The sequence below is a fragment of the Achromobacter sp. JUb104 genome, assembly GCF_024806975.1.
Taxonomy (GTDB): domain Bacteria; phylum Pseudomonadota; class Gammaproteobacteria; order Burkholderiales; family Burkholderiaceae_B; genus Achromobacter; species Achromobacter spanius.
Genome location: NZ_JANUEY010000002.1, coordinates 1,367,224 through 1,390,998, shown reverse-complemented (window position 1 = coordinate 1,390,998; position 23,775 = coordinate 1,367,224). Strand labels below are relative to the sequence as shown.

Sequence of the window (23,775 nt, the reverse complement as noted above, 5' to 3'; positions counted from 1 at the left end):
GGCGCGATTTTGGCATAGCGCGCGCCTGCCTCGGGCCTTAACGCGCGGCCTCGGTCGCGGCAATTTCCGCTGCCGGCGCACCACTCATGCGCAGCAGCAGGAAGCCCAGCACGGCGGAAAGCAATGAGCCGGTCAGCACGCCGATCTTGGTGGCGTCGACGGTGGCGGCATCGGTGAAGGCCAGTGCGCCAATGAAGAGGCTCATGGTGAAACCGATGCCGCAAAGCATCGACACGCCGTACACCTGCTTCATCGTGGCATGGCGCGGCAGGCTGGCGATGCCGCTCTTGATGGCCAGCCAGGCGAAGCCGAACACGCCCAACTGCTTGCCCAGGAACAGGCCCAGCGCCACGCCCATGGGCACGGGTTGCGTCAAGCTGGACAAGCCCATGCCCGCGAACGACACGCCCGCGTTGGCGAATCCGAAGATCGGCACGATCAGCAGCGCCACGGGCTTGTGCAGGACGTGCTCCAGGTCATGCAGGGGGGAATGCGCTTCGGGCTTGCCTTGGTTGCGCGGCCGCAGCGGGATGGTCAGCGCCAGCGCCACGCCGGCCAGGGTGGCATGCACGCCGGACTTCAGCACGAAATACCAGAGCACGGCGCCGATCAGCAGGTAGGGCGTCAGGCGCAGCACGCCGGCGCGGTTCAGGCAGAACAGGCAGGCCAGCAGCGCGCCCGCCATGCCCAGCGCGAACACCTGCAATTCGGACGTATAGAACAAGGCGATGATGACGATGGCGCCCAGGTCGTCCAGGATGGCCAGCGCGGTCAGGAAGATTTTCAGCGACGTCGGCACGCGGCTGCCCAGCAAGGCCAGGATGCCCAGCGCGAACGCGATGTCGGTCGCGGCGGGAATGGCCCAGCCGCGCAGGGTCTCGGGGCTGCCCAGGTTGATCAGCACATAGATCAGCGCAGGCACGGCCATGCCGCCGATGGCGGCAACGCCCGGCAACACGATGCGGCCGACGCCACGCAGTTGGCCGTCCATGACCTCGCGCTTGATTTCCAGGCCCACCAACAGGAAGAACACCGCCATCAGGCCGTCATTGATCCAATGCAGCACCGTTTCCTTGAGCACGACGGGGCCGGCTTCGAAGCCTAGCTTGGTGCCCAGCACATCGAAGTAAACGGGGGCGGCCGGGCTATTGGCGATGATCAAGGCGACCAGTGCGGCGGCCATGAGCACATAACCGCCCAACGCTTCTGAACGCAGGAACGCCTGGAGGAAGGAAACGGGGCGGTGGGGCGTGGCCTGCTGGGTCAATGGGCGTCCTTTGTGTGATTTGTTAACATCGGAAATTGTGCTGAATTTTACCTGAATAGCCTGTCAGGCAGGCGCGCGCACGGCGGTGCGGGCTTGGTAAAAGCGGAGCAACTGTATGCCAACGTCGGTGAAATTCCATTCTTTCTCAGGAATTTCTGAGTAAACGGCGTGCAACGGGGGCGGAAGCGTCGGTGCGATGGGCGGCACGTCTTGAGGCCTTTACCTGCGGTCGGTACGGATGACATCTTGCCGGATTTCAACTAAATTCCGATCCGTCGTGCGTCTGTTTGTAATAAAAGTGTCAATTAATTTCTAGATCCAGATTTTTCTTGAACATCTTGACCCGATCCTGGCCAGCATCAGCCGGCTGGCAACCTTCGCTAGCCTCCCATGCCGCTTAATCCTCTTTCTGTGTTGATGTACCAGCCAGCAGACTCCAGCGCCCGCCGCCTGGTGGACATCGGTAGTGCGCTTCCCCCTTCGGCCGCATCCGCCTCGCACGGCACGTACGAAGTGCTGCGCCTGACGCCCAGCATGCGCCTGTTGACGTGGCGGCGTGAGGGCGCGCGCTTTGATTTGTCTTGCACCGGCCGAATCCAGGTGTGGGCCGAGCAGAGGCTGGCGGCGTCCGAGTGCGCCGATGACTGCCGCACGCATGGCGTTTCACCGCTTGAGCAGGACGACGTGGCCTATCTGGAGGCCTATCTCTTGGCCCGTGACCGCGCATGGAATAATTCCGACTCGCCCGGGAAACCCACGCTCTGATGACCCCACCTGTCTTTGATTCGCCGACCGGCAATGCCGGCGCCCGTTTGCGCATCCTGCATACGGAGGCTGCCACCTCGTTCGGTGGGCAGGAGTTCTGCATCTACAAGGAGATGGTCGCGATGCGCGACCGTGGCCACCATCTGGAACTGGTCTGCCAGCCCGGCGCGGAACTGGGTGACCGACTGAGCGAGGCGGGGTTCACGGTGCACCGCATCGTGATGGACGGCCCCGGCAATTTCCTGCGTGGCGTGGCGTTCGTGCGCCGCTTGTTGCGGCGCGAGCGCTTCGATGTCCTCAACACGCACAGCCGCCGCGACACCGTGCTGGCGGCGCTGGGCGCGCGGCTCGCGGGTACGCCGCTGATCGTGCGCACGCGGCATCTGGCCAAGCCCATCAATTCGCTCTATGCCTATACCTGGCTGGCGCATCGCGTCATCGCCGTCAGCCGGTATGTGCGCAAGCAATTGCTGGATGGCGGCGCGCGGCCGGAATCCGTTGCGACGATTCATTCGCCGGTGGTGCTGCCGCAGGTGCGCGAAGGCGTAAGCCTGAGGCAGGAACTGGGCTTGCCGCAAGATGCGCTGGTGGTGGGTTGCGTGGCCGTCATGCGCGCCGAAAAGGGCCATGGCGACCTGATCGACGCATTCGAACAGATTTCCGCCCGCTTTCCGACCGCGCATCTGGTGCTGGTGGGCGACGGCATGCCGCTCTTCGAGCAACTACAGGCCAAGGTGGCGGCGCGGGGCCTGGCGCAGCGGGTGCATTTCACCGGTCGGCGCCACGACATCGGCAATGTGTTGATGGCGTTTGACGTTTTTGCGCTGGCGACACACCGCGAGGCCTTGGGCACCGTGTTCATCGAGGCCGCGGCCATGGGCTTGCCCGTCATTGGTACCGACGTGGGCGGCGTACCGGAAACGATGCAAGCCGGCGTGACCGGCCTGCTGGTGCCGCCGCGCGATCCCGCCGCGTTGGCGGCGGCGCTGGCATCGCTGCTGGATGACCCGGTCTTGCGGCGCCAGATGGGCGACGCGGGTCGGGAACGCATCCGCGGCGAAGGATTGTTTTCCGCCGAGCGCATCGCGGGGCAGGTCGAGCACGCTTATACGTCGTGGCTGGCTGAACGAGGACGCCCGAGCCGCGAGGCGCGGTCGGCGTAAGTACGTAATGGGAGTATGGGCGTAGTGGGCCGAATGGGCAGAACGGACCGAACCGGTTTACCAAGGCCCGCCGCCCGGCCCGACACTCAATGCATGAGCAGCGCGTTCATGCTTTCGACCACGCGATTGCGGTAGCGCGGCAGCAGGGCCTGCGTGCGCGCCTGGCGATCGGTCCATTCCGCAGGCTCCGCGCCGGCGGCGATACGCGGCGCGGCCCAGATCGGATCCGGAAAGTGGCGGTCGCCGCGCCACCGCGGAATCACATGCCAGTGCAAGTGGGGCACCATGTTGCCCAGCGACGCCAGATTGATCTTGTCAGGCGCCAGCACCGACTGCTGCGCCTCTTCCACCGCGTACACCGCGCGCATGAGCAGGTCGCGGCCATGCGTGGACAGGCTGGTCATTTCGGCCAGATGACCGTTCCAGATCACGCGGGTAAAACCCGGATAGTCCGCGTCGTTGACCTCGATGACGCGCAGGTGCGGCCCGCGCCACAGTAGCGAGCCGCCGTCCTCCAGGCATAGCGGACAGTTCGGGTCGCGAGCGCTCATGCCATCACCTTGCGGTACTGGATGAAGCCGGAGCGGTCGGCGATGCGGTCGTACAACTGCATCGCGGACGCGTTGGTTTCGTGAGTCAGCCAGTACACCCGCGAAGCGTTCGCGGCGGCGGCTTCGGCGTAGACGTGTTCGATCAGCGCGCGGCCCGCGCCGGTGCCGCGCACATCCGCGTCCACGTACAGGTCTTGCAGGTAGCAGTAGTCGCCCGCCGTCCAGGTGGACCGATGAAAAATCCAGTGCACCATGCCGATGGCGCGGCCACCGCTGTAGGCCAGCGCGGCATGCATGGGTTCGGCCGGGTCCAGCAGGCGCGCCCAGGTGTTGCGGGTTATGGCGTCATCGATGTTGACGCGGTAGAACTCCTGGTAGCCCTTCCACAACGGCAGCCAGACATCAAAGTCGGCGGCCACGACAGGGCGGATTTCAAGGGTGCTCATTGCGCGGGATCTCCTGGCGGATTTGGATTCGGGTTCGGGTTCAGAGCTGGTCTTCCAAGGCTTGGACGATGTGTCGCAGCACCTGCACGCGAGCGTACCGCTTGTCGTTGGCCGACACCAGATGCCAGGGCGCATGGCCGATGTCCGTGCGCGCCAGCATCTCGTTGGCGGCGGCCGCATAGTCCTTCCATTTTTCGCGATTGCGCCAGTCATCAGGCGTGATCTTGAAGTTCTTAAAGGGTGATTTTTCGCGTTCCTTGAAGCGTTCAAGTTGCACGTCGGCCGTCACCGCCAGCCAGAACTTCAGCACGATCGCGCCGCTTGCCACCAGTTGTTCCTCGAAGTCGTTGATCTCGCCATAGGCGCGCCGCCACTGCGCGGGCGCGGTCAGCTTTTCCACGCGCTCGACCAGCACGCGGCCATACCAGGACCGGTCAAAGATGGCGATGCGGCCGTGGCGCGGCAGGTGACGCCAGAAGCGCCACAGGTAGGGGCGCGACAGCTCGTAGCTGTTGGGCGCGGAAACGGGCGTGATGTCGAACTGGCGGGCGTCCAGCGCGTGCGTCACGCGCCGGATGGCGCCGCCCTTGCCGGCGGCGTCCTGGCCTTCGAAGACCAGCACCAGCGAACGATCCAGGAATTTCTGGGACCGTGCCGCGCGCGCCAGCCGGCCTTGCAACAGGCCAAGCTCGGATTCGTAGTCGTCCTTGTCGATCTTGGCGTCGTAATCCAGCTTGCCCAGGCGGTCGACGATGCGGGCGGGGCGGGAATGCGCCAGAAACGATTGCGGGATACGCGGCACGCTGCGCTGGCGCATGGCCGCCAGCACGGCCTCGGCCGTACGCGCCGAACGCATGTTCTCGTCGGCGCTGGGGATGACGACCCAGGGCGCATGCCCGCTGTCCGTGTGGTTCAGCACCACCTGGCCGGCGTTGCGCACGCGGTCGTATTTTTTGTAGACCTTCAAATCCACCGGGCTGACCTGCCACGAGGTTTCGGGGCTGGCCAGCAGACGCTGCGCGCGTTCATGCTGGGCCTCGGCCGACAGGTGGAACCACAGCTTGACGATCTGCACGCCCTCCATGGCCAGCATGGCCTCAAAGTGGCGGATGGCGGCGGCATGCGCGTCGATGTACTCCTGGTTGGGCTTCTTGCGGGCCGCCTCGATCACCAGCGGCGCATACCAGGACCCAAACACGATGCCGGTGCTGCCCTTGGGCGGCAGGTCTTTCCAATAGCGCCAGAACGGCGGACGTTCCAGCTCTTCGCCTTCGGGTGGGCCATAAGCCAGGGTCTTGATGTGGCGCGGGTCCATCCATTCGTTCAGCAGATTGATCGTGGCGCCTTTGCCGGCGCCGTCGATGCCCGCCACCACCACCAGCAGCGTCTTGTCCGCCTTTTCCAGGCGCTGGTATTGCGCATTGAGCAGGGCGACGCGCAGCCGCGTCTCCAACGATTTAAACTCGTCCTTGGACAGGCTGGGGTCGGCTTCGGCTTCTGCGAACATGGGGATCTGCCTGGTCGGCTGGGAAACGGCCGATCTTGAGGGATTCGCCCGCGCCGCGCAAGTACGGAACGCGCCCCGTGGGGGGCTACAAGCTGTCGACCGGAATCTTCAGGTAGCGCACGCCGTTGTCTTCGGGCGGCGGGAAATGGCCCGCGCGGATGTTCACCTGGATGGCGGGAAGAATCAGCGTCGGCATGGACAGCGTGGCGTCGCGCCGCGTGCGCATGGCGACAAAGTCGTCTTCGCTGATGCCGTCGCGGACATGGATATTGGCGTTGCGTTGCTCGGCCACCGATGTCTGCCAATTGGCGTCGCGGCCATTGGGCGGATAGTCGTGGCACATGAAGAGCCGGGTATCGCCGGGCAGGCTCAGCAGGCGCTGGATCGAACGATAAAGCTCGTGCGCGTTGCCGCCGGGGAAATCGCAGCGCGCGGTGCCCACGTCGGGCATGAACATCGTGTCGCCCACAAAGGCGGCGTCGCCGATCAGGTAGGCCATGTCGGCCGGCGTGTGGCCCGGCACATGGATGGCGGTGGCCTCAAGCTTGCCGATCTGGAAGGTTTCGCCGTCGGCGAACAGGCGGCCGAACTGCGAGCCGTCAAGCTGGAACTCGGGTTCCAGGTTGAAGATCTGCTTGAACACCCCCTGCACGGTGCGGATGCTTTGCCCGATGGCGATGACGCCGCCCAGCTTGCGCTGCAGGTAGGGCGCGGCGGACAGGTGATCGGCGTGGGCATGCGTTTCCAGCAGCCATTGCGTGTCCAGCCCGTGCTCCCGCACGTAGTCCACCACCCGGTCCGCGCTGGCGGTGCCGCTGCGCCCGGACTTCGGGTCGTAGTCCAGCACGGAATCGATGATGGCGCAGGCGCTGCCGTCGTGCACCACGTAGGTAACGGTGGCGGTGACGGCGTCGAAAAAGGCTTGGATATGTGGATTCATGGCGGCCCGTGAATATCAATCTATGTATTTAAATAATATTGCTGAATAGTTTATCTGTAAATATAATGATTGCTCGATTTTTTCATTTCCAGCCTACCGCCATGAACGCCTCCCTGACCGAATGCGAGCTTGCCGCCTTGCGAGAATCCGCCGCCCAGGCCTGCACGCTGTTGAAGGCGCTGGCCAACGAAGATCGTTTGCTGTTGCTGTGCCAGTTGGTGCAGAACGAACGCAACGTGGGTGAACTGGAATCGCTGACCGGCATCCGCCAGCCGACCTTGTCCCAGCAACTGGGTGTGTTGCGCGATGAAGGCCTGGTGTCCACGCGCCGCGAGGGCAAGTACGTCTACTACCAGATGGCCAGCTTCGAAGTCAGCCAGGTCATGAAAACGCTATCCAGTTTGTACTGCGGCCGCGCGATGGAGTCACTCACATGAATCTGGACTGGTCTTCCTTCACTCCTGTCACGGCCACGCTTGGCGGCCTGCTGATCGGCGCCGCCGTCGTGCTGCTGATGGCGGGCGCGGGCCGTGTCGCCGGTATCAGCGGCATCCTGGGCGGCCTGCTGCCGCCGCAACGCGATGGCGCGTGGCGGCTGGCGTTCCTGCTGGGGCTGTGCGCCGCCCCTTGGCTATACACCCTGGGCGCCGCGCTCCCGGCCATCGTGGTCGAGGCCGGCACGCCGCGCCTGATCGTGGCGGGCCTGCTGGTGGGCATCGGCACGCGCTACGCGTCGGGCTGCACCAGCGGCCATGGCGTTTGCGGGCTGTCGCGCGGATCGCGGCGCTCGCTGGCCGCCACCGCGCTCTTCATGGCGGCGGGCTTTGCCATGGTCTATGCCACGCGGCATCTGATGGGGGTATGACATGACTGCACTGATCGCTTTCGTATCGGGCTTGGTCTTTGGCTTGGGACTGATCGTGTCCGGCATGGCCAACCCGGCCAAGGTGCTGGGCTTTCTGGACCTGGCAGGGCCATGGGACCCGTCCTTGGCGTTTGTGATGGGGGGCGCGGTGCTGATCACAGCCGTGGGCTTCGCCGTGCTGCGCCGCCGCCGCGCCAGCCTGACGGGTGAGCCGCTGCGCTGGCCTACCGCCACCCGCATCGACCTGCGCCTGGCATTGGGCAGCCTGGCTTTTGGGGCGGGCTGGGGCTTGGCGGGCTTCTGCCCGGGGCCGGCGCTGGTGGCCGCGGCGGCGGGCGTGCCGCAGGCGTTGATCTTCGTGGCCGCCATGCTGGTCGGCATGGCGATCTATTCCGCGCTTGAAGCGTTCAGAAGCCGGTAGGCCATACTGGCCCGCCGGCTTGCAGAACGGCTGCGCTGTTCCTGCCTGTAAAGCGGCGGCGCCGTTCCTATTCGTAGGTACGCACGTCGTCGATGACTTTGCCGTCGTTGGGCAGGCCGTCGGCGTCCACCCATTCGACGTCCGCGCGCAGCTTGGTCACATCGCGTACCGAGTCCGCGATGCGCTTGGACAGATCGTCGCCGCGCACCCGCGATTCCACTTTCAGCACCATGCGGTCCGACCCGGTGCTGCCGCTGATGACCAGCCGCGCCCGCAAAATTTCCGGATGGCGGCGCGCCACGTCCGCCACCTGCGACGGGTGCACGAACATGCCGCGCACCTTGGTGGTTTGATCGGCCCGGCCCATCCAACCCTTGATGCGCGTGTTGGTGCGCCCGCAAGGCGAAATGCCGGGCAAGACCGCCGACAGGTCGCCCGTGCCGAAGCGCACCAGCGGATAGTCCGGGTTCAAGGTGGTTACGACAACTTCACCGACCTCGCCGTCGGGCACCGGTTCGCCGGTGCCGGGGCGCACGATCTCCACGATGATGTCTTCGCCCAACACCAGCCCTTGGCGGGCGGGCGTTTCGAACGCGATCATGCCCAGGTCGGCGCTGCCATAGGCTTGATAGCCCTCGATGCCGCGCGCCGCCAGCCAGTCGCGCAGCGACGGCGGGAAGGCTTCGCCCGACACCAATGCGCGCTGCAATGAATCCAGCTTCACGCCCAGTTCGTCCGACTTTTCCAGGATGATCTTCAGGAAGCTGGGCGTGCCCGTGTAGCCGCTGGGCGCCAGGTCCTGAATGGCGCGCACCTGCTGTTCGGTCTGGCCGGTGCCGCCCGGAAACACGGTGCAGCCCACGGCGTGCGCCGCCGTTTCCATCATGGAGCCGGCCGGCGTGAAGTGATACGAAAAGCAGTTGTAGGCCAGTTCGCCGGCGCGAAAGCCCGCGGCGTACAGGGCGCGCGCAAAACGCCAGTAGTCGGCGCGCGCGCTTTCCGGTTCATAGATGGGGCCGGGCGAGGCGAACACGCGCATCGCCTCGCCCCAGCCGATGGCCGAGAAGCCGCCGAAGGTCTTGCCGGGGCCGGTGGGGGCGGCGGCGTCGTCGCGGCTGTGCTGTTGGCGTTCCAGCAGTTCATGCTTGCGCAAGACCGGCAGGCGCGCCAGCGCCTCGCGCGACGTGATGGTGGCGGGGTCGACGCCGCGCAGTTGCTCGGCAATGGCCGGCGCGCGGGCTATCGCCCGCGTAATCGCGGCGGGCAAGGCGGCCATCAGCTCGCGCTCGCGTTGCTCGGGCGCTCGGGTTTCCAGGACATCGAAAAACTCGGACATGGGATCGCACCCTCTCGTGTGCCGTACTGCGGTGTCGTTGCCGGCGGCGGCGCCGTGTGTGCCGGCGCGGCCGCTCCAGGGATCAGGCCAGCCAGCGTTTGCGGCGGCGGTAGAACTTGTTTTCGCGAAAGCTCTTGCGTTCGCCACTGGAAATACCCAGGTAGAACTCCTTCACGTCCTCGTTTTGGGCCAGGTCCTGCGCGGCGCCGTCCATCATCACGCGCCCGTTTTCCAGGATGTAGCCGTAGTCGGCATAGCGCAGCGCAATGTTGGTGTTCTGCTCCGCCAACAAGAAGCTCACGCCTTCGCGCTGGTTCAGGTCGCGCACGATTTCGAAGATTTCTTCCACGATCTGCGGCGCCAATCCCATCGAGGGTTCGTCCAGCAGGATCATGTTGGGGTTGGCCATCAGCGCGCGGCCGATGGCGGTCATCTGCTGTTCGCCGCCCGAGGTGTAGCCGGACTGGCTGGTGCGCCGCTGCTTCAGGCGCGGGAAGTATTGGTACACACGTTCCAGCGCCGCGGCGGTGTCGGCGCGGTTCATGTTGCGCGTGTAGGCGCCCGTCAGCAGGTTTTCTTCAATGGTCAGGTGGGCAAAGCAGTGCCGGCCTTCCATCACCTGCACGACGCCGCGCTTGACCAGTTCCGAGGGCGACAGCCGTTCGATGCGCTGGCCTCGGTATTGGATATGGCCCTTGGTGACATCGCCGCGTTCGCCCTTGAGCAGGTTCGAAACGGCGCGCAGCGTCGTGGTCTTGCCCGCGCCGTTGGCGCCCAGCAAGGCCACGATCTTGCCTTCCGGCACTTGCAGGGACACGCCCTTGAGCACCAGGATCACGTGGTTGTAGATCACCTCGATGCCGTTCACGTCCAGCAGCACGTTGGGGGCGGCGGCGGCGTTGGGGGCAGCGGTGTTTGCAGCGTGTGTTGCAGCGGTCATGACGATTCCTGCGGCGTGGTGGCGGCCGACGCCCGCCAGGGCGCCGGCCGCCGGTTCACATCAGTTCTCGCAAGTGCGGGGCGTGATGTTCTTTTCCTTGGCGTACTTGGCCGCGGCTTCCTTGACCATCGGATCCAGGATGGCCTTGTCGGACTGATACCAGTCAGACACCACCTTGAACTTGGCGCCGTCCCACTGCACGATGCGAGCCCAGTCATCACCCATGTGGTTGCCGCACGAGGTCTTGACGGGACGCATGATCTGGCCGAAGCCCAGCTTGTCCAGCTTTTCCTGCGTCAGGTTCAGGTTTTCGAAGCCCCAGCGCACTTGCTCGGGCGTCATGGCCTTGCCCTTGCCGTACTTCTCTTGCGCCGCGCGGATCGCCTCGACTTGCAGCATGGAAATCATCATGCCGCGCGTGTGGGCGATGGTGTTCAGGGTGTTCTTGGCGGTCTTGTCCGCGCCCTGGCCCTTGTCATAGACGAACTTCTTCAGGTCGTCGTAGACCTTGTCGCTTTCGGCGCCGCTGTTGTGCACGGTGATGGCGTTGTAGCCCTTGGCGACGTCGCCCAGGTCTTTCACGTCGCCTTCAGAGCCGGCCCACCAGATGGCGTACATCTTGTCGCGCGGGTAGCCGCTGGCCTGCGCTTCGCGGATGGCGGTCGGCGTCATGATGCCGGCGCTCCACAGCAGCACGTAGTTCGGGCGTGCCTGGCGGATTTGCAGCCAGGTGGATTTCTGCTCAACGCCGGGGGCGGTGACCGGATACAGCACCAGCTCGAAGCCTTCCTTGGCGGCGCGCTTTTGCAGCAGCGGGATCGGCTCCTTGCCATATGGCGAGTCGTGGTAGACCAGGGCGATCTTCTTGCCCTTGAGCTTGTCCATGCCGCCTTCTTTCTTGGCGATGTCCTGGATCATCACGTCGGCGGCGGTCCAATAGGTGCCCAGCAGCGGGAAGTTCCACTGGAACACGCTGCCGTCCACCGATTGCGACAGGCCGTAGCCCATCGTTTCGACGGGTACCTTGTCCTGGATGGCCTTGTCGCTGACCGCGAACGTGATGCCGGTGGACTGGGTGTCGAAGCCCGAGGCCCCGGTGCCCTTGCCCTTCAGGCGTTCATAGCATTCCACGCCGCGATCGGTGGCGTAGGACGTTTCACATTCTTCGTACGTGATCTTGACGCCGTTGACGCCACCGTCGCGCTCGTTGACCAGCTTCAGGTAGTCCAGCTTGCCGTCGGCCCAGGGAATGCCCAGCGGCGCGAACGACCCGGTGCGATACACCAGCAACGGAACGAACTGCTCTTCGGCCGCCATTGCCGGCGTGGCCACGGCGCCGACGGCGCCGGCTGCGGCTACCAATGCCGCCGCCAACTTCAGGTTAAGACGCTTCATCTCCATTTACCTCCTGCGTGGTGCTTGGGTCAGTAAACCCTGGGACACCGGGATTGGCCCGGTCTTGAGCCGGGTATTCAGGATTCCGGTCGCTGCGTTTGCACTGACGCGGCCGGTAATGATCAATACGGTCGTGATGCCTGCTTCCCTTAGTGGGGCCGCGGCGGATCCGGCTTTGCCGGTCCCCAGCGGGGCCCCCTTGAGGGGGAAGCGCCAACAGCGCTTCGGGGGTGGGTCACCTTCAGTGAGGGAATGGCCAGATGCGGAGCTTTTCCTTGCCGATGCTCCACAGACGCGCCAGCCCATGCGGTTCCGCAATCAGGAAGAACACGATCAGCGCGCCGAACACCATGTGTTCGATGTGCGCGGCGGTGTCCACCGACAGGGGAATGCCTAGTGCGTGCGGAATGTTCGACAGCGCCACCGGCACCAGCACGATAAAGGCCGCGCCGAAGAAGCTGCCGATGATGGAACCCAGCCCGCCGATGATGACCATGAACAGCAGTTGGAACGAACGGTTCAGGTCAAAGGCCAGCGGTTCCCAGGAACCCAGGTGGATGTAGCCCCACAAGGCGCCTGCCACGCCCACGATGAACGAGCTGACCGCAAACGCCGTCAGCTTCGCGTACATGGGCCGGATGCCGATGACCGAGGCCGCCACGTCCATGTCGCGGATGGCCATCCACTGGCGGCCGATCGCGCCGCGCACCAGGTTCTTGGCCAGCAGGCTGAAGACCACCACCAGGATCAGCACGAACAAGTACTTTTCCAGGGCGGATTGCACCGGCAGGCCAAAGGCCGTAAGCGGGGGCACCGACACGCTGCCCGAGGACGAGTAATTGGTGAAGAAGGGAATGCGCAGGAAAGCCCAGTCCACGAAGAACTGTGCCGCCAGCGTGGCCACCGCCAGATACAGACCCCGGATGCGCAGGCTGGGGATGCCGAAGATCACGCCCACCAGGGTGGCAAAGCACCCGCCCAGCAGAATCTGAAGCAGCAGCGGCATGCCGGGAAAGCGCACGCCGAAGTTCCAGGCCGCATACGCGCCCACCGCCATGAAGGCGCCGGTGCCCAGCGAGATCTGGCCGCAATAGCCAACCAGAATGTTCAAGCCCACCGCCGCAAGCGACAGGATCAGGAACGGAATCAGGATGGCGCGCAGCAGGTAGTCGGACGACAGCGCCGGCACGGCAATGAACGCCACCGCCAGCAGCAGCCAGATGAAGATGCGGTCCTGGCGGATCGGGAAAATCTGCTGATCCGCCCGGTAGCTGGTTTTGAACTGGCCGTTTTCGCGATAGAACATGTTTTTATCCTAAAGGGCCTGGTGGTTTACACGCGGTCGATGATCTTCTCGCCGAACAGCCCTTGCGGACGGAACAGCAGGAACACCAGCGCCAGCACATAGGCGAACCAGATTTCGATACCGCCGCCCACGAGCGACCCCAGGTAGACCTCGGACAACTTTTCCCCCACGCCAATGATCAGGCCGCCCAGAATGGCGCCCGGCACCGACGTCAAGCCGCCCAGAATCACCACCGGCAACGCGCGCAGCGCCGCGGTGGACAGCGTGAATTGCACGCCGAACTTCGACCCCCAGATAATGCCGGCCACCAGCGCCACCAAGCCCGCCACACACCACACGATGACCCAGATGCGGTTCAGCGGAATGCCGATGGATTGCGCGGCCTGGTGGTCGTCGGCCACCGCGCGCAGCGCGCGGCCGGTGGACGTGTATTGGAAGAACAGCGCCAGCGTGGCGACCAGCAAGGCCGCGATGACGGCTGCGGTCAGGTCTTCCAGGTTGATCAACAACCCACCTTCAAAGACCGAGTCCAGGATCAGCAGCGGATCCTTGGGCATGCCCACGTTGATGGAATACACCGAACTGCCGAACGTGATCTGGCCCAGGCCGTCCAGGAAGTAGCTGATGCCCAGCGTCGCCATCAACAGCGTGGTGGCTTCCTGGTTGACCAGGTGACGCAGCACGTAGCGTTCGATGGCCACCGCCAGCACGAACATCACCATGGCGCTGACAATGAACGCCAGCACGTTGGCCAGGATCAGGTTGTCAAAGCCGAGCCAGCGCGGAATCCATTCCGAAAAGCGCGCCATGGACAAGGCGGCCACCAGCACCATCGCGCCCTGCGCGAAGTTGAAGACGCCGGATGCCTTGAAGATCAGTACAAAGCCCAGGCCGATCAGCGCATACATCATGCCGCTCATCAAGCCGCCGAATAAGGTCTCTAGAAAAAATCCCATGTCTGTCCGCCTTAGTGCGACACGCCGAGATAGGCGCGGATGACGTCTTCATTCGCGCGGACTTCGTCCGGGCGGCCATCGCCAATCTTCTTGCCGTAGTCCAGCACCACCACGCGGTCGGAAATATCCATGACCACGCCCATGTCGTGCTCGATCAGCACGATGGTGGTGCCGAATTCGTCATTCACATCCAGGATGAAGCGGCTCATGTCCTGCTTTTCCTCGATGTTCATGCCGGCCATGGGCTCGTCCAGCAGCAGCAGGCGCGGTTCCATCGCCAGCGCGCGGCCCAGGTCCACGCGCTTTTGCAGGCCGTAGGGCAGACGGCCCACCGGCGTTTTGCGATAGGCCTGGATTTCCAGGAAGTCGACGATGTTCTCGACGAATTCGCGGTGCTGGGTTTCTTCGCGTTCGGCCGGCCCCAGGCGGAACGCCTGCGACAGCAACCCGCACTTCATGCGCAGGTTGCGGCCCGTCATGATGTTGTCCAGCACGCTCATGCCTTTGAACAGCGCCAGGTTCTGGAACGTGCGCGCGATGCCCATTTCGGCGGCGCGCCGTGGGTTCATCTTCGAGAAGCGTTCGCCGCGAAATTCGATGCCGCCTTGCTGCGGCGTGTAGACGCCGTTGATGACGTTCAGCATCGAACTTTTGCCGGCGCCGTTGGGGCCGATGATGGCGCGAATCTCATGCTCGCGCACGTTGAAGGAAATGTCAGTCAGCGCCTTCACGCCGCCGAAAGACAGGGAGATGTTCTGCATGTCCAGCATGACGTCGCCGATACGCTGGTCGCGGTCGTTGTTGCTCATGATCTCTACGCGGCTCGGGCTGTGATGGCGGGGAACGTCTTGACGGGTCGGATCTTCAGGTCGGCCGAGATCTTGCCGGTGCGTCCGTCTTCGAACTTCACTTCGGTTTCGATGAACTGCGACTGCTTGCCGCCGAACAGCGCGTCGATCAGCACGCCGTACTTCTGCGCAATGAACGCGCGGCGCACCTTGCGCGTGCGGGTCAGTTCGTCGTCGTCCGGGTCCAGTTCCTTGTGCAGGATCAGGAAGCGGCTGACTTGCGAGGCGCACAGTTTCGGGTCGGTGGCCAGGTCGGCGTTGACCTGCTCCACGCATTCCGCGATCAGTTGGTAGACCTCTTCCTTGGCGGCCAGGTCGGTGTAGCCCGCGTACGGCAGGCCCCGGCGCTCGGCCCAGTTGCCCACGGCTTCCAGGTCGATATTGATGAACGCGCAGACGTCATCGCGGTCGGCGCCAAAGGCCACGGCTTCCTTGATGTGCTGGAAGAACTTGAGCTTGTTCTCGATGTACTTCGGCGCGAACAGGCTGCCGTTGGCCAGCTTGCCGACGTCTTTCGCACGGTCGATGATCTTCAACTGCCCGTCGGTATCCAGGTAGCCCGCGTCGCCCGTGTGGAACCAGCCGTCGGCGCTGCGCGCCTCGGCCGTGGCGTCCGGGTTGCGGTAGTACTCCTTGAACAAGCCGGGGCTTTTCACCAGAATTTCACCGTTGTCCGCCACGCGGATTTCAACGCCTGCCACCGGCGGGCCGACGGTATCGTCGCGCACCTTGCCGTCGGGCTGCACGCACACGAACACCGAGGTTTCCGTCGAGCCGTACAGCTGCTTCAGGTTGATGCCGATGGACCGGTAGAACACGAAGAGATCAGGGCCGATGGCCTCGCCCGCCGTGTAGGCCACGCGCACGCGGCTCATGCCCAGCGCGTTGCGCAAGGGGCCGTAGATCAGCGCATTGCCAATGGCGTAGCGCAGGCGGTCCCAGGCGTTGACGGATTCGCCGTCCAGGATCTTGGTGCCGACACGGCGCGCCAGATTCATGCAGGCGCCGAACAGCTTGCGCTTGATGTAGCCCGCGTCTTCCATGCGGATCATCACGTGCGTCAGCAGGCCTTCCAGCACGCGCGGCGGCGCGAAGTAATAGGTGGGGCCGATGTCGCGCATGTCGATCGCCACGGTGTCGGGCGATTCGGGGTGGTTGACGGTAAAGCCCGTGACCAGCAACTGCGTGTACGAGAACATGTTCTGGCCGATCCACGCGGGCGGCAGGTAGGCCAGCACGTCTTCGTGGTCGGTCAGCTTTTCCATGTCGGACACGGCGCGCGCGCGGTCGATCAGCGCATGGTGCGTGAGTACCACGCCCTTGGGCTTGCCGGTGGTGCCCGAGGTATAGAACATGGCGGCCGCGTCGTGCGGCTGCACGGCGGCAATGGCGCGGTCAAGAAAGTCGGGGTGCTGCGCCGCGTACTCCTGGCCCAGCTTCTCAAGCTGCTCGTAGGATTGCAGCATCGGGTCCGAGTAATGGCGCAGGCCGCGCGGGTCGTCGAACACCACGTGCTTCAAGGCCGGGCATTGCTCGCGCACTTCCAGCATCTTGTCGACCTGTTCCTGGTCTTCCACGACGGCCACGCTGATCTCGGCGTCTTGCAGCACGTAGACCATTTCCTGCGCAACCGCGTCCTGATAGAGCGGCACGGGAATCGCGCCCAACGACTGCGCGGCCATCATGGCCATATAGAGGCGCGGGCGGTTCTCGCCGATGACTGCAACGTGCATGCCGGGCCGTATGCCCAGTGACGCGAATCCGTTCGCAACATGGCGCACATGCGCCGCCACTTCGGACCACGTCAGGGTTTGCCAGATCCCCAGATCTTTCTCTCGTATCGCGGGCCGCGACCCACGAACATTGGCATGCGCGAACAGCAGCGCTGGAAAGGTGTCCAGCGCCGCCGGCACCTGTGCGGATGCGGGCGATGAATGTGCCACGTTGTCTCCTCCGGTTTGGGCACACCGTGCCAGGCGCCGCGGGAGCGACTGTGGCGAGAAGGGGCTTGACCAGTTGGTTTTAGATTTACGGCAGGACTTAAGGTATAAGGTTGGGTTGCTACCAACTGTCACCATCGCGACATTCAAGGAACTTTTAGGGTATTCCCGATGCAGCTATCCGACTCCCTTCAACTTGCCGCGGCGTGGTTTCGCGTGCTCAACGCCGAGCAGCAATCGCGCGTCGAGCGGGACCTCTCTGTGCAGCAAGTCGTTGCCGGATCGATCATAGAGCGCAAAGGTGAACTCGCACAGGCTTGGATTGGCGTATTGGCCGGTTTGGTCAAGGTGTCGGTCGGCAACGCGGAAGGCAAAGTGGCGTCGCTGACCGGCGTGCCTGCTGGCGGCTGGATCGGCGAGGGCTCGCTGCTCAAGCGCGAAGACCGCAAGTACGACATCGTCGCGCTGCGTGATTCCGTCGTGGCGCGGCTGCCGGCCCCCACGTTCGACTGGCTGCTGGACACCAGCATTCCCTTCAACCGCTATTTGCTGCATCAATTGAACGAGCGCGTGGCGCAGTTCATCGGCAAGGCGGAGTACGACCGATTGCTGGACCCTGACGCGCGAGTAGCCCGCTGTCTGGCCGAGCTGTTCAACCCTTTGCTGTATCCCGGCATGGGCATGCGCCTGACCATTACGCAGGAAGAAGTCGGCTATCTGGCCCGGGTGTCGCGCCAGCGTGCCAACCAGGCGTTGCGCAAGCTGGAAGAGGCAGGCCTGCTGAATGTGGAATACGGCGCCGTGCGCGTGCTGAACCTGGATGGCTTGAAACAATACGGGTCGGACCGCACCCCCGTCGACGGCGAGCAAGCGGCCTGAACGCGCGGGGCGCGACATCTTTTAAAAAAACCCTTGACGTTAAATAGCGCGCTATTTAATATTGCACAATGAAATCTCGATCCAAAGCCAAAAGCGCATTCAACCCGCTGTTGCTGGACAGCCAGTTGTGCTTCGCCCTGTACTCGACTTCGCTGGCGATGAACAAGGTGTACCGCAAGCTGTTGCGCGGGCTGGACCTGACGTATCCGCAGTACCTGGTAATGCTGGTGCTGTGGGAAGGCGATGACATCACGGTGACGGATATCGGCGATCGCCTGTTCCTGGATTCGGCCACGCTCACGCCGTTGTTGAAGCGCCTGGAAGCGGCAGGTTTGGTGACGCGCAAGCGTGCTGTCGATGATGAACGCCAGGTGATCGTCGGGCTGACGGAACAGGGTCGAGCGTTGCGAGAGCGCGCCGAAACCGTGCCGCATTCGGTAGCGGCCGCCGCGCAATGCACGCTGGACGAGGCGCAGGGCATGATGAAGGCGCTGCACGCATTGCGGGTCAAGCTGGTCGAAAGTATTTGAAGTGTGGGGTGATGCGTGTCATCATCCGGTCTAATAAGTAGTGCACGATATAGTTGTGCGCTACTTAAATAGCGAAATGGATTTGCAGGTTTGCAAGTCATCAGTAAACGCCGAAGCGGGAGGGCCCGCCAGGCCTGGCAGTTCAACTTTTATCCTACAAAGGAAACACACCATGTCTATCGAAAAAGTCCTGTATCGCGCCAATGCCACCGCAACCGGCGGCCGTGAAGGCCGTGGCGTCAGCGATGACGGCAACCTGGACGTCAAGCTGACCACGCCGCGCGAGCTGGGCGGCTCGGGCGCTGCCGGCACCAACCCCGAACAATTGTTCGCCGTCGGTTATTCCGCCTGCTTCCTGGGCGCCATGAAGTTCGTGGGTGGCCGCGACAAGATCGCCATTCCGGCCGATGTGTCGGTGAACGGCATTGTGGGCATCGGCGCCATCCCGACCGGCTTCGGCATCGAAGTCGAACTGAAGATCTCGCTGCCGGGCATGGATCGCGAACAGGCCGAAAAGCTGGTCGCCGCCGCGCACATCGTCTGCCCGTACTCGAACGCCACGCGCGGCAACATCGATGTGACGTTGACGATTGTCTGAGTCGTTAATGTTCGGCCGGTCAGTGTGATCGGGTCACGTTGATTCGTTCAGGTTGATCCGCTCACGTTGACCCCGTCACTTGATGGCGAAAGCGCCGCCCCTCCTTCACAGGATGGGTGGCGCTTTTCCTTGGTCGGCGCCTTTTCTTATACGCCCTTGACCGCCAGGCTGATGGCCAGCCCGATCATGACCACGGCAATCACGCCATCCAGCACCCGCCAGGCCAAGGCGCTGGAGAAGAACGGCGCGAACAGGCGCGAACCGATGCCCAGCACGGCCAGCCACAACAGGCTGGCGGTGAAGGCGCCGGCGGCAAACGCCATGCGGGCGTCGTCGAAGCCGTGGGCAAGCGAACCCACCACCACCATGTCCAGCCAGAAATGCGGGTTCAGCAGCGTAAAGCCCAGCGCGCCAAGCATCGCGGCACGGCGCGAGGGCGCCACGTCTCGCGCGGCGGCCAGGCCGCCCGTTGCCGACAGCGCGCGGCGCGCGGATTGAAGCCCGTACCAGGACAGGAACGCCACGCCGAACCACAGCACGGCGGTGGTCAGCCAGGGAAACCAGGTGGTCAGGGCTTGCAAGCCCGACACGCTGGCGAAGATGAACACGGCATCGATCAGCGCGCAGATGGCGACCACGCTGAGCAGGTGCGCGCGCATCAAGCCCTGGCGCAGGATAAAGGCGCTTTGCGCGCCCACGACCGCGAACAGGCCCAGCCCGGTGGCCGTTCCGCTGGCCCAGGCTGTAAGAAAGAGGGGGGATGTGGCGAACATGATGCAAATACCTATGACTGCAACGCCTGTGGCGGCGCTTTGATGTGGGTGCCGAGGTTGTCGTGCGTGGCGTGCGAGAGCGTCGCGCAGTTCGGCAATAGCGTATTTTCTCTTGCCCTGCGAATGAAATACAGCTAATTTTCCTTCACTATATTAAGCAGAGCTAATCCATGAAAATCGACCACGGTAACCTGCGGGCACTGGCCGCCGTCGTGCGCGAAGGCAGTTTTGAGCGGGCCGCGCTGTCCTTGAGCGTGACGCCGTCGGCGGTGTCGCAGCGCATCAAGGCGCTGGAAGACCGCATGGGCCGGCTGCTGGTCCAGCGCACGGTACCGGCCGCCGCCACGGCCGACGGTCAGGTGCTGGTGCAACTGGCCGAGCAGACGGCGCTGCTGGAGCACGACGCATTGAATCGGCTGGGCGTGTCCGACGACGACGTACCGCACGCCAGCATCCCCATCGCGGTCAATCACGACAGCCTGGAAACCTGGTTTGTCGAAGCCGCCTTGCTGTTTTCGACCCGCACGCGCGCCACCTTGGACATGCAGTCCGAAGACCAGGACCACACCGCCGCGTTGTTGCGCAACGGCTCGGTGCTGGGCGCGGTGACGACGCTGGCCGATCCGGTTCAGGGCTGTCGGATTCATTCGCTGGGCAGCATGCGCTACGTGGCCACGTGCACGCCCGATTTCCACAAGCGCTATTTCGCCCAGGGCGTCAACGCGCAGACGCTGGCGCAAGCGCCGGTTTTGGTGTTCAACCGCAAGGACGCCTTGCAGGCACGTTTTGCGCACAAGATCTCGGACCCGGCGCCCTGGCAGCCGCCTGTCTGGTGGGTGCCGTCCACGCGTGCGTTCGTGCAAGCCACGCTGGGCGGCCTGGGCTGGACCATGAACCCGCTACCGCTGGTGCAAGAGCATCTTGATGCAGGTCATCTGATGCTGCTTCGCGGCCGCGCCTGGGAAGATGTGCCGCTGTATTGGCAACATTGGCGGGTAAACTCCGAGGCGATGGAAGCCTTGACCGATTCGGTTCTGTCGGCCGCCCGCAGCTTGGTCCGGCGGCGTTAACCCACTAGGAGACACCCCCATGAACATCCGCAAATTCGCATGCATTGCCGCGCTGGGCCTGTGTACGGCCGGTTCGGCGTGGGCGAAGGACTATAAGGTTGGCCAGATCGAAATCGACGATGTCTGGGTGCGCGCGTCGGCGCCGGGTCAGTCCAATGGGGCGGGGTATATGGACATCGATAACGACGCCAAGACTGAAGACCGCCTGCTGTCGGTGTCGTCCGACGCCGCCGAGCGCGTCGAACTGCACACCGTGTTGACCGAGAACGGCGTGTCGAAGATGCGCCAGGTGGAAGGCGGCATCGTGGTGCCGGCCGATGCCGAGGTCAAGCTCAGCCCGGGCAGCTATCACGTCATGTTCATCAAGCTGCGCGCGCCGTTCAAGGACGGCGCCACCGTGCCCGCCACGCTGAAGTTTGAAAAGGCCGGCGAAGTCGCTGTGCAATTCAAGGTGATGCCGGCGTCGCACAATCCCGGCATGAGCATGAACCACGATCATGGCGCCATGAAGCACTAAGCGTGTGACATTGGCGACGGAATAACAAGAATGGCGGCCTGATGGGCCGCCATTCTTTATATGCCGCCACGCTTTATGTGGCGGTCAGCGTCAAAATCAATACAGGCCCTGCTGGCGCATTGCGTCGGCAACCTTGACGAAGCCGGCGATGTTGGCGCCGTCCAGGTAATTGACGTATTCGCGCTCGCTGTGGCCGTGACGCACGCAGTTTTCGTGGATGTCGCGCATGATGGCGTGCAGGCGCGCGTCCACCTCTTCGCGGGTCCACGACAGGCGCGCGGAGTTCTGCGCCATTTCCAGGCCCGACACCGCCACGCCGCCCGCATTGCTGGCCTTGCCCGGCGCGTACAGGACGCGCGCGGCGATGAATGCCTTGGCGGCATCCAGCGTAGCCGGCATGTTGGCGCCTTCAGCCACGCACAGCACGCCGTTCCTGATCAGCGTTTGCGCGTCGGCCAGTTCCAGTTCGTTCTGGGTGGCGCAGGGCAGGGCCACGTCCACCGGCACATGCCACGGGCGCTTGCCCGCTTCGTACTTCAGGCCAAATTGCTGGGCATAGGTGTCCAGGCGGCCGCGCAGGTCGTTCTTGATGTGCATCAGCGCCACCAGCTTTTCGTGCGTGAAGCCGGCGTCATCAACGACGGTGCCGTTGGAATCCGACACGGTCACGACCTTGGCGCCCAGCGACATGGCTTTTTCGATGGCGTACTGCGCCACATTGCCCGACCCGGACACGGACACGCGCAGGCCGTCGAACGACTTGCCTACTCGCTTGAGCATTTCTTCGGCGAAGTACACGGTGCCGTAGCCTGTCGCCTCGGGGCGGATCAGGCTGCCGCCAAAGGTCAGGCCCTTGCCGGTGAAGACGCTGGCGGTCGAGTTCGACAGCTTTTTCATCATGCCGGCCATGAAGCCGACCTCACGCGCGCCCACGCCGATATCGCCGGCCGGCACGTCGGTGTCGGGGCCCAGGTGGCGATACAGCTCAATCATCAATGCCTGGCAAAAGCGCATGACTTCGGCGTCGGACTTGCCCTTGGGGTCGAAGTCGGACCCGCCCTTGCCGCCGCCCATGGGCAGCGTGGTCAGCGAATTCTTCAGCGTCTGTTCAAACGCCAGGAACTTGAGGATGGACAGGTTCACCGAGGGGTGAAAGCGCATGCCGCCCTTGAACGGGCCGATGGCCGAGCTGTGCTGGATGCGGAACGCGCGGTTCACCTGGGCCTGGCCCCGGTCATCGGTCCAGCACACGCGGAACTGGATGACCCGCTCCGGCTCAACCAGGCGCTCAAGCAGGGCGTGGTCGGCGTAGTGAGGGTGCTTTTCGATGAAAGGCCACAGGCTATGCATGACCTCCTGGACGGCTTGCATGAACTCGGGCTGCTGCGGGTCGCGCGCGGCGACGCCACGCAGGAAGTCGTCCAGACTCTGCACTTTCAACATGATTTCCTCGGGGGTGCTACGAATGGGTGCGTTCTGCGCCATTGTGGGGCGCGGATTAATTATTCTGGTGCATAAACAGCACCGTCATGGTGCGCAAGTGTATGGGAAATTTGTTGCCCTGCGCAAAGGTGCGAGAACGTCTTAGTGCGTTGAAAAGAAAGCGTATTTTCTTTTAATAAAATGGGGACGTATTTAGCAAGGAGGGCGGCTTTGGTGGGGGAAAACGACCGGATTTGCAGGGCAGGTATTGATTTTGCTGGGGATTTTAACGCGTCCCCGTTTTATAGCAGCTAAGTCAGATGGCTAAAATTGCCCGCGGGCCCTGCAAACAAAGGGGTTTGCCGCCAAGCCACGGGCCGGCAACGGCCTCGTGGATAAGTTATGCGTCCCTAATTATATTTTTGATCGGATCGTGATGCCTGCCGCCTGTGGTGCCGGTCGGCACCGGCGGACGCGCCGCGCGCGCCCGCCTTTACCCATCAAAGCGTGGTGTCGTAATCGATCGTCAACGGCGCGTGGTCGGAAAAGCGCTCGTCCTTGTAGATGGCCACGTTGCGCGCGCGGGCGGCAATACCGGGCGTGGCGATCTGGTAATCGATCCGCCACCCGACGTTCTTGGCCCAGGCCTGGCCACGGTTGCTCCACCAGGTGTATTGGTCAGGGCGGTCGTCGATGGTGCGGAACACGTCCACGAAGCCGCGCTTGTCGAAAACATCGGTCAACCAGGCGCGCTCTTCGGGCAGGAAGCCCGAGTTCTTCATGTTGCCCTTCCAGTTCTTCAGGTCGATTTCCTTGTGCGCGATGTTCCAGTCGCCGCAGATGACGAATTCGCGGCCGGTGGTTTTGTGCTCGTGCATCAGGGCGTCGATCCAGGGGGCGAAGCGGTCCAGGAATCGGTACTTGGCCTGCTGGCGTTCGTCGCCGCTGGAGCCCGAGGGCAGGTAGGCGCTGACAACCGACAGGTTCTTCCAGTCGGCGCGGATGATGCGGCCTTCGGGGTCGAATTCTTCGCAGCCCAGGCCGATGTTCACGCGCTCGGCGGCGTTGCGCAGGTAGATGCCCACGCCGCTGTAGCCCTTTTTCACCGCGTGGTGGAAGTGGCCGGTATAGCCAGGCGGATGACGCAGGTCGTCTGTCAGGTCCGACTCGGCGATCTTGATTTCCTGCAGGCAAAGTATGTCCGCCGCATGCTTTTCCATCCAGGGTTGCAGGCCCTTGCGGAAGGCCGAGCGGATGCCGTTGAGATTGATCGACGTGATGCGCAGCAAAGCGAAACTCCTGTAGAGCGGCCGGGGGGCCGGAACAATGCCAGGAATTTA

General features: G+C 63.7%; 25 protein-coding genes. 10 read left to right on the top strand and 15 right to left on the bottom strand.

The annotated features are described in order from the left end of the window. Positions 1–37: 37 nt before the first annotated feature. Positions 38–1,267, bottom strand: a complete 1,230-nt coding sequence (gene nhaA / locus M2361_RS18140) for a Na+/H+ antiporter NhaA (RefSeq protein WP_259251019.1) — start codon at positions 1,265–1,267, stop codon at positions 38–40. 390 nt (positions 1,268–1,657) lie between these two features. Here nhaA and M2361_RS18135 point away from each other — a divergent pair, with 390 nt between their 5' ends. Both M2361_RS18135 and M2361_RS18130 read left to right on the top strand, forming a co-directional pair. Continuing rightward, complete coding sequence (locus tag M2361_RS18135) at positions 1,658–2,032, top strand: hydrogenase (protein WP_259251017.1); 375 nt, start codon at positions 1,658–1,660, stop codon at positions 2,030–2,032. Then, positions 2,032–3,195 (top strand): glycosyltransferase, encoded by a 1,164-nt coding sequence (locus tag M2361_RS18130; protein WP_259251016.1) that lies wholly within the window; start codon positions 2,032–2,034, stop codon positions 3,193–3,195. The genes M2361_RS18135 and M2361_RS18130 overlap by 1 nt, the downstream gene beginning before the upstream one ends. An 86-nt stretch (positions 3,196–3,281) precedes the next feature. On the opposite strand, the gene M2361_RS18125 is transcribed toward M2361_RS18130, so the two are convergent. From M2361_RS18125 to M2361_RS18110, 4 genes are all read right to left on the bottom strand, one after another. Beyond that, positions 3,282–3,746 carry an HIT family protein gene (locus M2361_RS18125; protein WP_259251014.1) on the bottom strand — a complete coding sequence of 155 codons (465 nt, stop codon included), beginning with the start codon at positions 3,744–3,746 and terminating at the stop codon, positions 3,282–3,284. Continuing rightward, positions 3,743–4,192, bottom strand: coding sequence for a GNAT family N-acetyltransferase (locus tag M2361_RS18120; protein WP_259251012.1), 450 nt, complete (start codon positions 4,190–4,192; stop codon positions 3,743–3,745). The genes M2361_RS18125 and M2361_RS18120 overlap by 4 nt, the downstream gene beginning before the upstream one ends. 40 nt (positions 4,193–4,232) lie before the next feature. Next, positions 4,233–5,699 carry a polyphosphate:AMP phosphotransferase gene (pap, locus tag M2361_RS18115; RefSeq protein WP_259251011.1) on the bottom strand — a complete coding sequence of 489 codons (1,467 nt, stop codon included), beginning with the start codon at positions 5,697–5,699 and terminating at the stop codon, positions 4,233–4,235. An 85-nt stretch (positions 5,700–5,784) separates the two neighbouring features. Then, on the bottom strand, positions 5,785–6,639 hold the full coding sequence (locus M2361_RS18110; protein WP_259251010.1) for an MBL fold metallo-hydrolase: 855 nt from the start codon (positions 6,637–6,639) through the stop codon (positions 5,785–5,787). A gap of 101 nt (positions 6,640–6,740) precedes the next feature. Between M2361_RS18110 and M2361_RS18105 the strand changes: the two genes are divergently transcribed. The 3 genes from M2361_RS18105 to M2361_RS18095 are packed head-to-tail and all read left to right on the top strand — an operon-like array spanning position 6,741 to position 7,925. Continuing rightward, positions 6,741–7,076: a helix-turn-helix transcriptional regulator gene (locus M2361_RS18105; RefSeq protein WP_259251009.1), complete on the top strand. Its 336-nt coding sequence runs from the start codon at positions 6,741–6,743 to the stop codon at positions 7,074–7,076. After that, positions 7,073–7,504, top strand: coding sequence for a YeeE/YedE family protein (locus tag M2361_RS18100; RefSeq protein WP_259251008.1), 432 nt, complete (start codon positions 7,073–7,075; stop codon positions 7,502–7,504). Before M2361_RS18105 ends, M2361_RS18100 begins: the two co-directional genes overlap by 4 nt. Position 7,505: 1 nt before the next feature. Beyond that, positions 7,506–7,925 carry a YeeE/YedE family protein gene (locus tag M2361_RS18095; RefSeq protein ID WP_259251007.1) on the top strand — a complete coding sequence of 140 codons (420 nt, stop codon included), beginning with the start codon at positions 7,506–7,508 and terminating at the stop codon, positions 7,923–7,925. Positions 7,926–7,992: 67 nt separating this feature from the next. Here the strand turns inward: M2361_RS18095 and M2361_RS18090 are convergent, their stop codons facing one another. The 7 genes from M2361_RS18090 to M2361_RS18060 all read right to left on the bottom strand — a co-directional run bounded on the left by M2361_RS18090 (position 7,993) and on the right by M2361_RS18060 (position 16,649). Then, positions 7,993–9,261, bottom strand: a complete 1,269-nt coding sequence (locus tag M2361_RS18090; RefSeq protein ID WP_259251006.1) for a phenylacetate--CoA ligase family protein — start codon at positions 9,259–9,261, stop codon at positions 7,993–7,995. 82 nt (positions 9,262–9,343) lie between these two features. Next, positions 9,344–10,201 (bottom strand): ABC transporter ATP-binding protein, encoded by an 858-nt coding sequence (locus M2361_RS18085; protein ID WP_259251005.1) that lies wholly within the window; start codon positions 10,199–10,201, stop codon positions 9,344–9,346. A 60-nt stretch (positions 10,202–10,261) separates the two neighbouring features. Beyond that, on the bottom strand, positions 10,262–11,602 hold the full coding sequence (locus tag M2361_RS18080) for an ABC transporter substrate-binding protein (RefSeq protein ID WP_259251004.1): 1,341 nt from the start codon (positions 11,600–11,602) through the stop codon (positions 10,262–10,264). Positions 11,603–11,837: 235 nt separating this feature from the next. Next, positions 11,838–12,902, bottom strand: a complete 1,065-nt coding sequence (locus M2361_RS18075; protein WP_100853904.1) for a branched-chain amino acid ABC transporter permease — start codon at positions 12,900–12,902, stop codon at positions 11,838–11,840. 26 nt (positions 12,903–12,928) lie between these two features. Beyond that, a complete protein-coding gene (locus M2361_RS18070; protein WP_100853905.1) occupies positions 12,929–13,858 on the bottom strand; it encodes a branched-chain amino acid ABC transporter permease in 930 nt (309 codons plus the stop codon). Between the two features lie 11 nt (positions 13,859–13,869). After that, the gene (locus tag M2361_RS18065; protein ID WP_100853906.1) at positions 13,870–14,667 is read right to left on the bottom strand and encodes an ABC transporter ATP-binding protein; all 798 of its coding nucleotides are present in this window, start codon (positions 14,665–14,667) and stop codon (positions 13,870–13,872) included. A gap of 5 nt (positions 14,668–14,672) precedes the next feature. Beyond that, positions 14,673–16,649, bottom strand: a complete 1,977-nt coding sequence (locus M2361_RS18060; RefSeq protein WP_259251003.1) for a long-chain fatty acid--CoA ligase — start codon at positions 16,647–16,649, stop codon at positions 14,673–14,675. 168 nt (positions 16,650–16,817) lie between these two features. On the opposite strand from M2361_RS18060, the gene M2361_RS18055 reads away from it, so the two are divergent. The 3 genes from M2361_RS18055 (at position 16,818) to M2361_RS18045 (ending at position 18,653) form a co-directional block, all read left to right on the top strand. Then, positions 16,818–17,525 carry a Crp/Fnr family transcriptional regulator gene (locus tag M2361_RS18055; RefSeq protein ID WP_259251002.1) on the top strand — a complete coding sequence of 236 codons (708 nt, stop codon included), beginning with the start codon at positions 16,818–16,820 and terminating at the stop codon, positions 17,523–17,525. Positions 17,526–17,593: 68 nt separating this feature from the next. Further along, the gene (locus M2361_RS18050; RefSeq protein WP_050446197.1) at positions 17,594–18,055 is read left to right on the top strand and encodes a MarR family winged helix-turn-helix transcriptional regulator; all 462 of its coding nucleotides are present in this window, start codon (positions 17,594–17,596) and stop codon (positions 18,053–18,055) included. A gap of 172 nt (positions 18,056–18,227) precedes the next feature. Then, a complete protein-coding gene (locus M2361_RS18045; protein ID WP_100853910.1) occupies positions 18,228–18,653 on the top strand; it encodes an organic hydroperoxide resistance protein in 426 nt (141 codons plus the stop codon). Between the two features lie 146 nt (positions 18,654–18,799). On the opposite strand, the gene M2361_RS18040 is transcribed toward M2361_RS18045, so the two are convergent. Continuing rightward, the gene (locus M2361_RS18040; protein WP_259251001.1) at positions 18,800–19,426 is read right to left on the bottom strand and encodes a LysE/ArgO family amino acid transporter; all 627 of its coding nucleotides are present in this window, start codon (positions 19,424–19,426) and stop codon (positions 18,800–18,802) included. 170 nt (positions 19,427–19,596) lie between these two features. On the opposite strand from M2361_RS18040, the gene M2361_RS18035 reads away from it, so the two are divergent. Together M2361_RS18035 and M2361_RS18030 are read left to right on the top strand one after the other, a co-directional pair. Next, complete coding sequence (locus tag M2361_RS18035) at positions 19,597–20,496, top strand: LysR family transcriptional regulator ArgP (protein WP_259251000.1); 900 nt, start codon at positions 19,597–19,599, stop codon at positions 20,494–20,496. A gap of 19 nt (positions 20,497–20,515) precedes the next feature. Further along, positions 20,516–21,013 (top strand): copper chaperone PCu(A)C, encoded by a 498-nt coding sequence (locus tag M2361_RS18030; RefSeq protein WP_259250999.1) that lies wholly within the window; start codon positions 20,516–20,518, stop codon positions 21,011–21,013. Between the two features lie 96 nt (positions 21,014–21,109). Here the strand turns inward: M2361_RS18030 and gdhA are convergent, their stop codons facing one another. Both gdhA and M2361_RS18020 read right to left on the bottom strand, forming a co-directional pair. Continuing rightward, positions 21,110–22,456 (bottom strand): NADP-specific glutamate dehydrogenase, encoded by a 1,347-nt coding sequence (gene gdhA / locus M2361_RS18025; RefSeq protein WP_259250998.1) that lies wholly within the window; start codon positions 22,454–22,456, stop codon positions 21,110–21,112. Between the two features lie 479 nt (positions 22,457–22,935). Beyond that, positions 22,936–23,724, bottom strand: coding sequence for an exodeoxyribonuclease III (locus M2361_RS18020; RefSeq protein ID WP_100853915.1), 789 nt, complete (start codon positions 23,722–23,724; stop codon positions 22,936–22,938). Between the last annotated feature and the right edge of the window lie 51 nt (positions 23,725–23,775).

Bases quoted from the DNA above. Each gene is read 5' to 3' on its own strand.
- M2361_RS18135 (WP_259251017.1), top strand. From the start codon at position 1,658: ATGCCGCTTAATCCTCTTTCTGTGTTGATGTACCAGCCAGCAGACTCC.
- M2361_RS18130 (WP_259251016.1), top strand. From the start codon at position 2,032: ATGACCCCACCTGTCTTTGATTCGCCGACCGGCAATGCCGGCGCCCGT.
- M2361_RS18125 (WP_259251014.1), bottom strand. From the start codon at position 3,746: ATGAGCGCTCGCGACCCGAACTGTCCGCTATGCCTGGAGGACGGCGGC.
- M2361_RS18120 (WP_259251012.1), bottom strand. From the start codon at position 4,192: ATGAGCACCCTTGAAATCCGCCCTGTCGTGGCCGCCGACTTTGATGTC.
- pap (WP_259251011.1), bottom strand. From the start codon at position 5,699: ATGTTCGCAGAAGCCGAAGCCGACCCCAGCCTGTCCAAGGACGAGTTT.
- M2361_RS18110 (WP_259251010.1), bottom strand. From the start codon at position 6,639: ATGAATCCACATATCCAAGCCTTTTTCGACGCCGTCACCGCCACCGTT.
- M2361_RS18105 (WP_259251009.1), top strand. From the start codon at position 6,741: ATGAACGCCTCCCTGACCGAATGCGAGCTTGCCGCCTTGCGAGAATCC.
- M2361_RS18100 (WP_259251008.1), top strand. From the start codon at position 7,073: ATGAATCTGGACTGGTCTTCCTTCACTCCTGTCACGGCCACGCTTGGC.
- M2361_RS18095 (WP_259251007.1), top strand. From the start codon at position 7,506: ATGACTGCACTGATCGCTTTCGTATCGGGCTTGGTCTTTGGCTTGGGA.
- M2361_RS18090 (WP_259251006.1), bottom strand. From the start codon at position 9,261: ATGTCCGAGTTTTTCGATGTCCTGGAAACCCGAGCGCCCGAGCAACGC.
- M2361_RS18085 (WP_259251005.1), bottom strand. From the start codon at position 10,201: ATGACCGCTGCAACACACGCTGCAAACACCGCTGCCCCCAACGCCGCC.
- M2361_RS18080 (WP_259251004.1), bottom strand. From the start codon at position 11,602: ATGGAGATGAAGCGTCTTAACCTGAAGTTGGCGGCGGCATTGGTAGCC.
- M2361_RS18075 (WP_100853904.1), bottom strand. From the start codon at position 12,902: ATGTTCTATCGCGAAAACGGCCAGTTCAAAACCAGCTACCGGGCGGAT.
- M2361_RS18070 (WP_100853905.1), bottom strand. From the start codon at position 13,858: ATGGGATTTTTTCTAGAGACCTTATTCGGCGGCTTGATGAGCGGCATG.
- M2361_RS18065 (WP_100853906.1), bottom strand. From the start codon at position 14,667: ATGAGCAACAACGACCGCGACCAGCGTATCGGCGACGTCATGCTGGAC.
- M2361_RS18055 (WP_259251002.1), top strand. From the start codon at position 16,818: ATGCAGCTATCCGACTCCCTTCAACTTGCCGCGGCGTGGTTTCGCGTG.
- M2361_RS18050 (WP_050446197.1), top strand. From the start codon at position 17,594: ATGAAATCTCGATCCAAAGCCAAAAGCGCATTCAACCCGCTGTTGCTG.
- M2361_RS18045 (WP_100853910.1), top strand. From the start codon at position 18,228: ATGTCTATCGAAAAAGTCCTGTATCGCGCCAATGCCACCGCAACCGGC.
- M2361_RS18040 (WP_259251001.1), bottom strand. From the start codon at position 19,426: ATGTTCGCCACATCCCCCCTCTTTCTTACAGCCTGGGCCAGCGGAACG.
- M2361_RS18035 (WP_259251000.1), top strand. From the start codon at position 19,597: ATGAAAATCGACCACGGTAACCTGCGGGCACTGGCCGCCGTCGTGCGC.
- M2361_RS18030 (WP_259250999.1), top strand. From the start codon at position 20,516: ATGAACATCCGCAAATTCGCATGCATTGCCGCGCTGGGCCTGTGTACG.
- gdhA (WP_259250998.1), bottom strand. From the start codon at position 22,456: ATGTTGAAAGTGCAGAGTCTGGACGACTTCCTGCGTGGCGTCGCCGCG.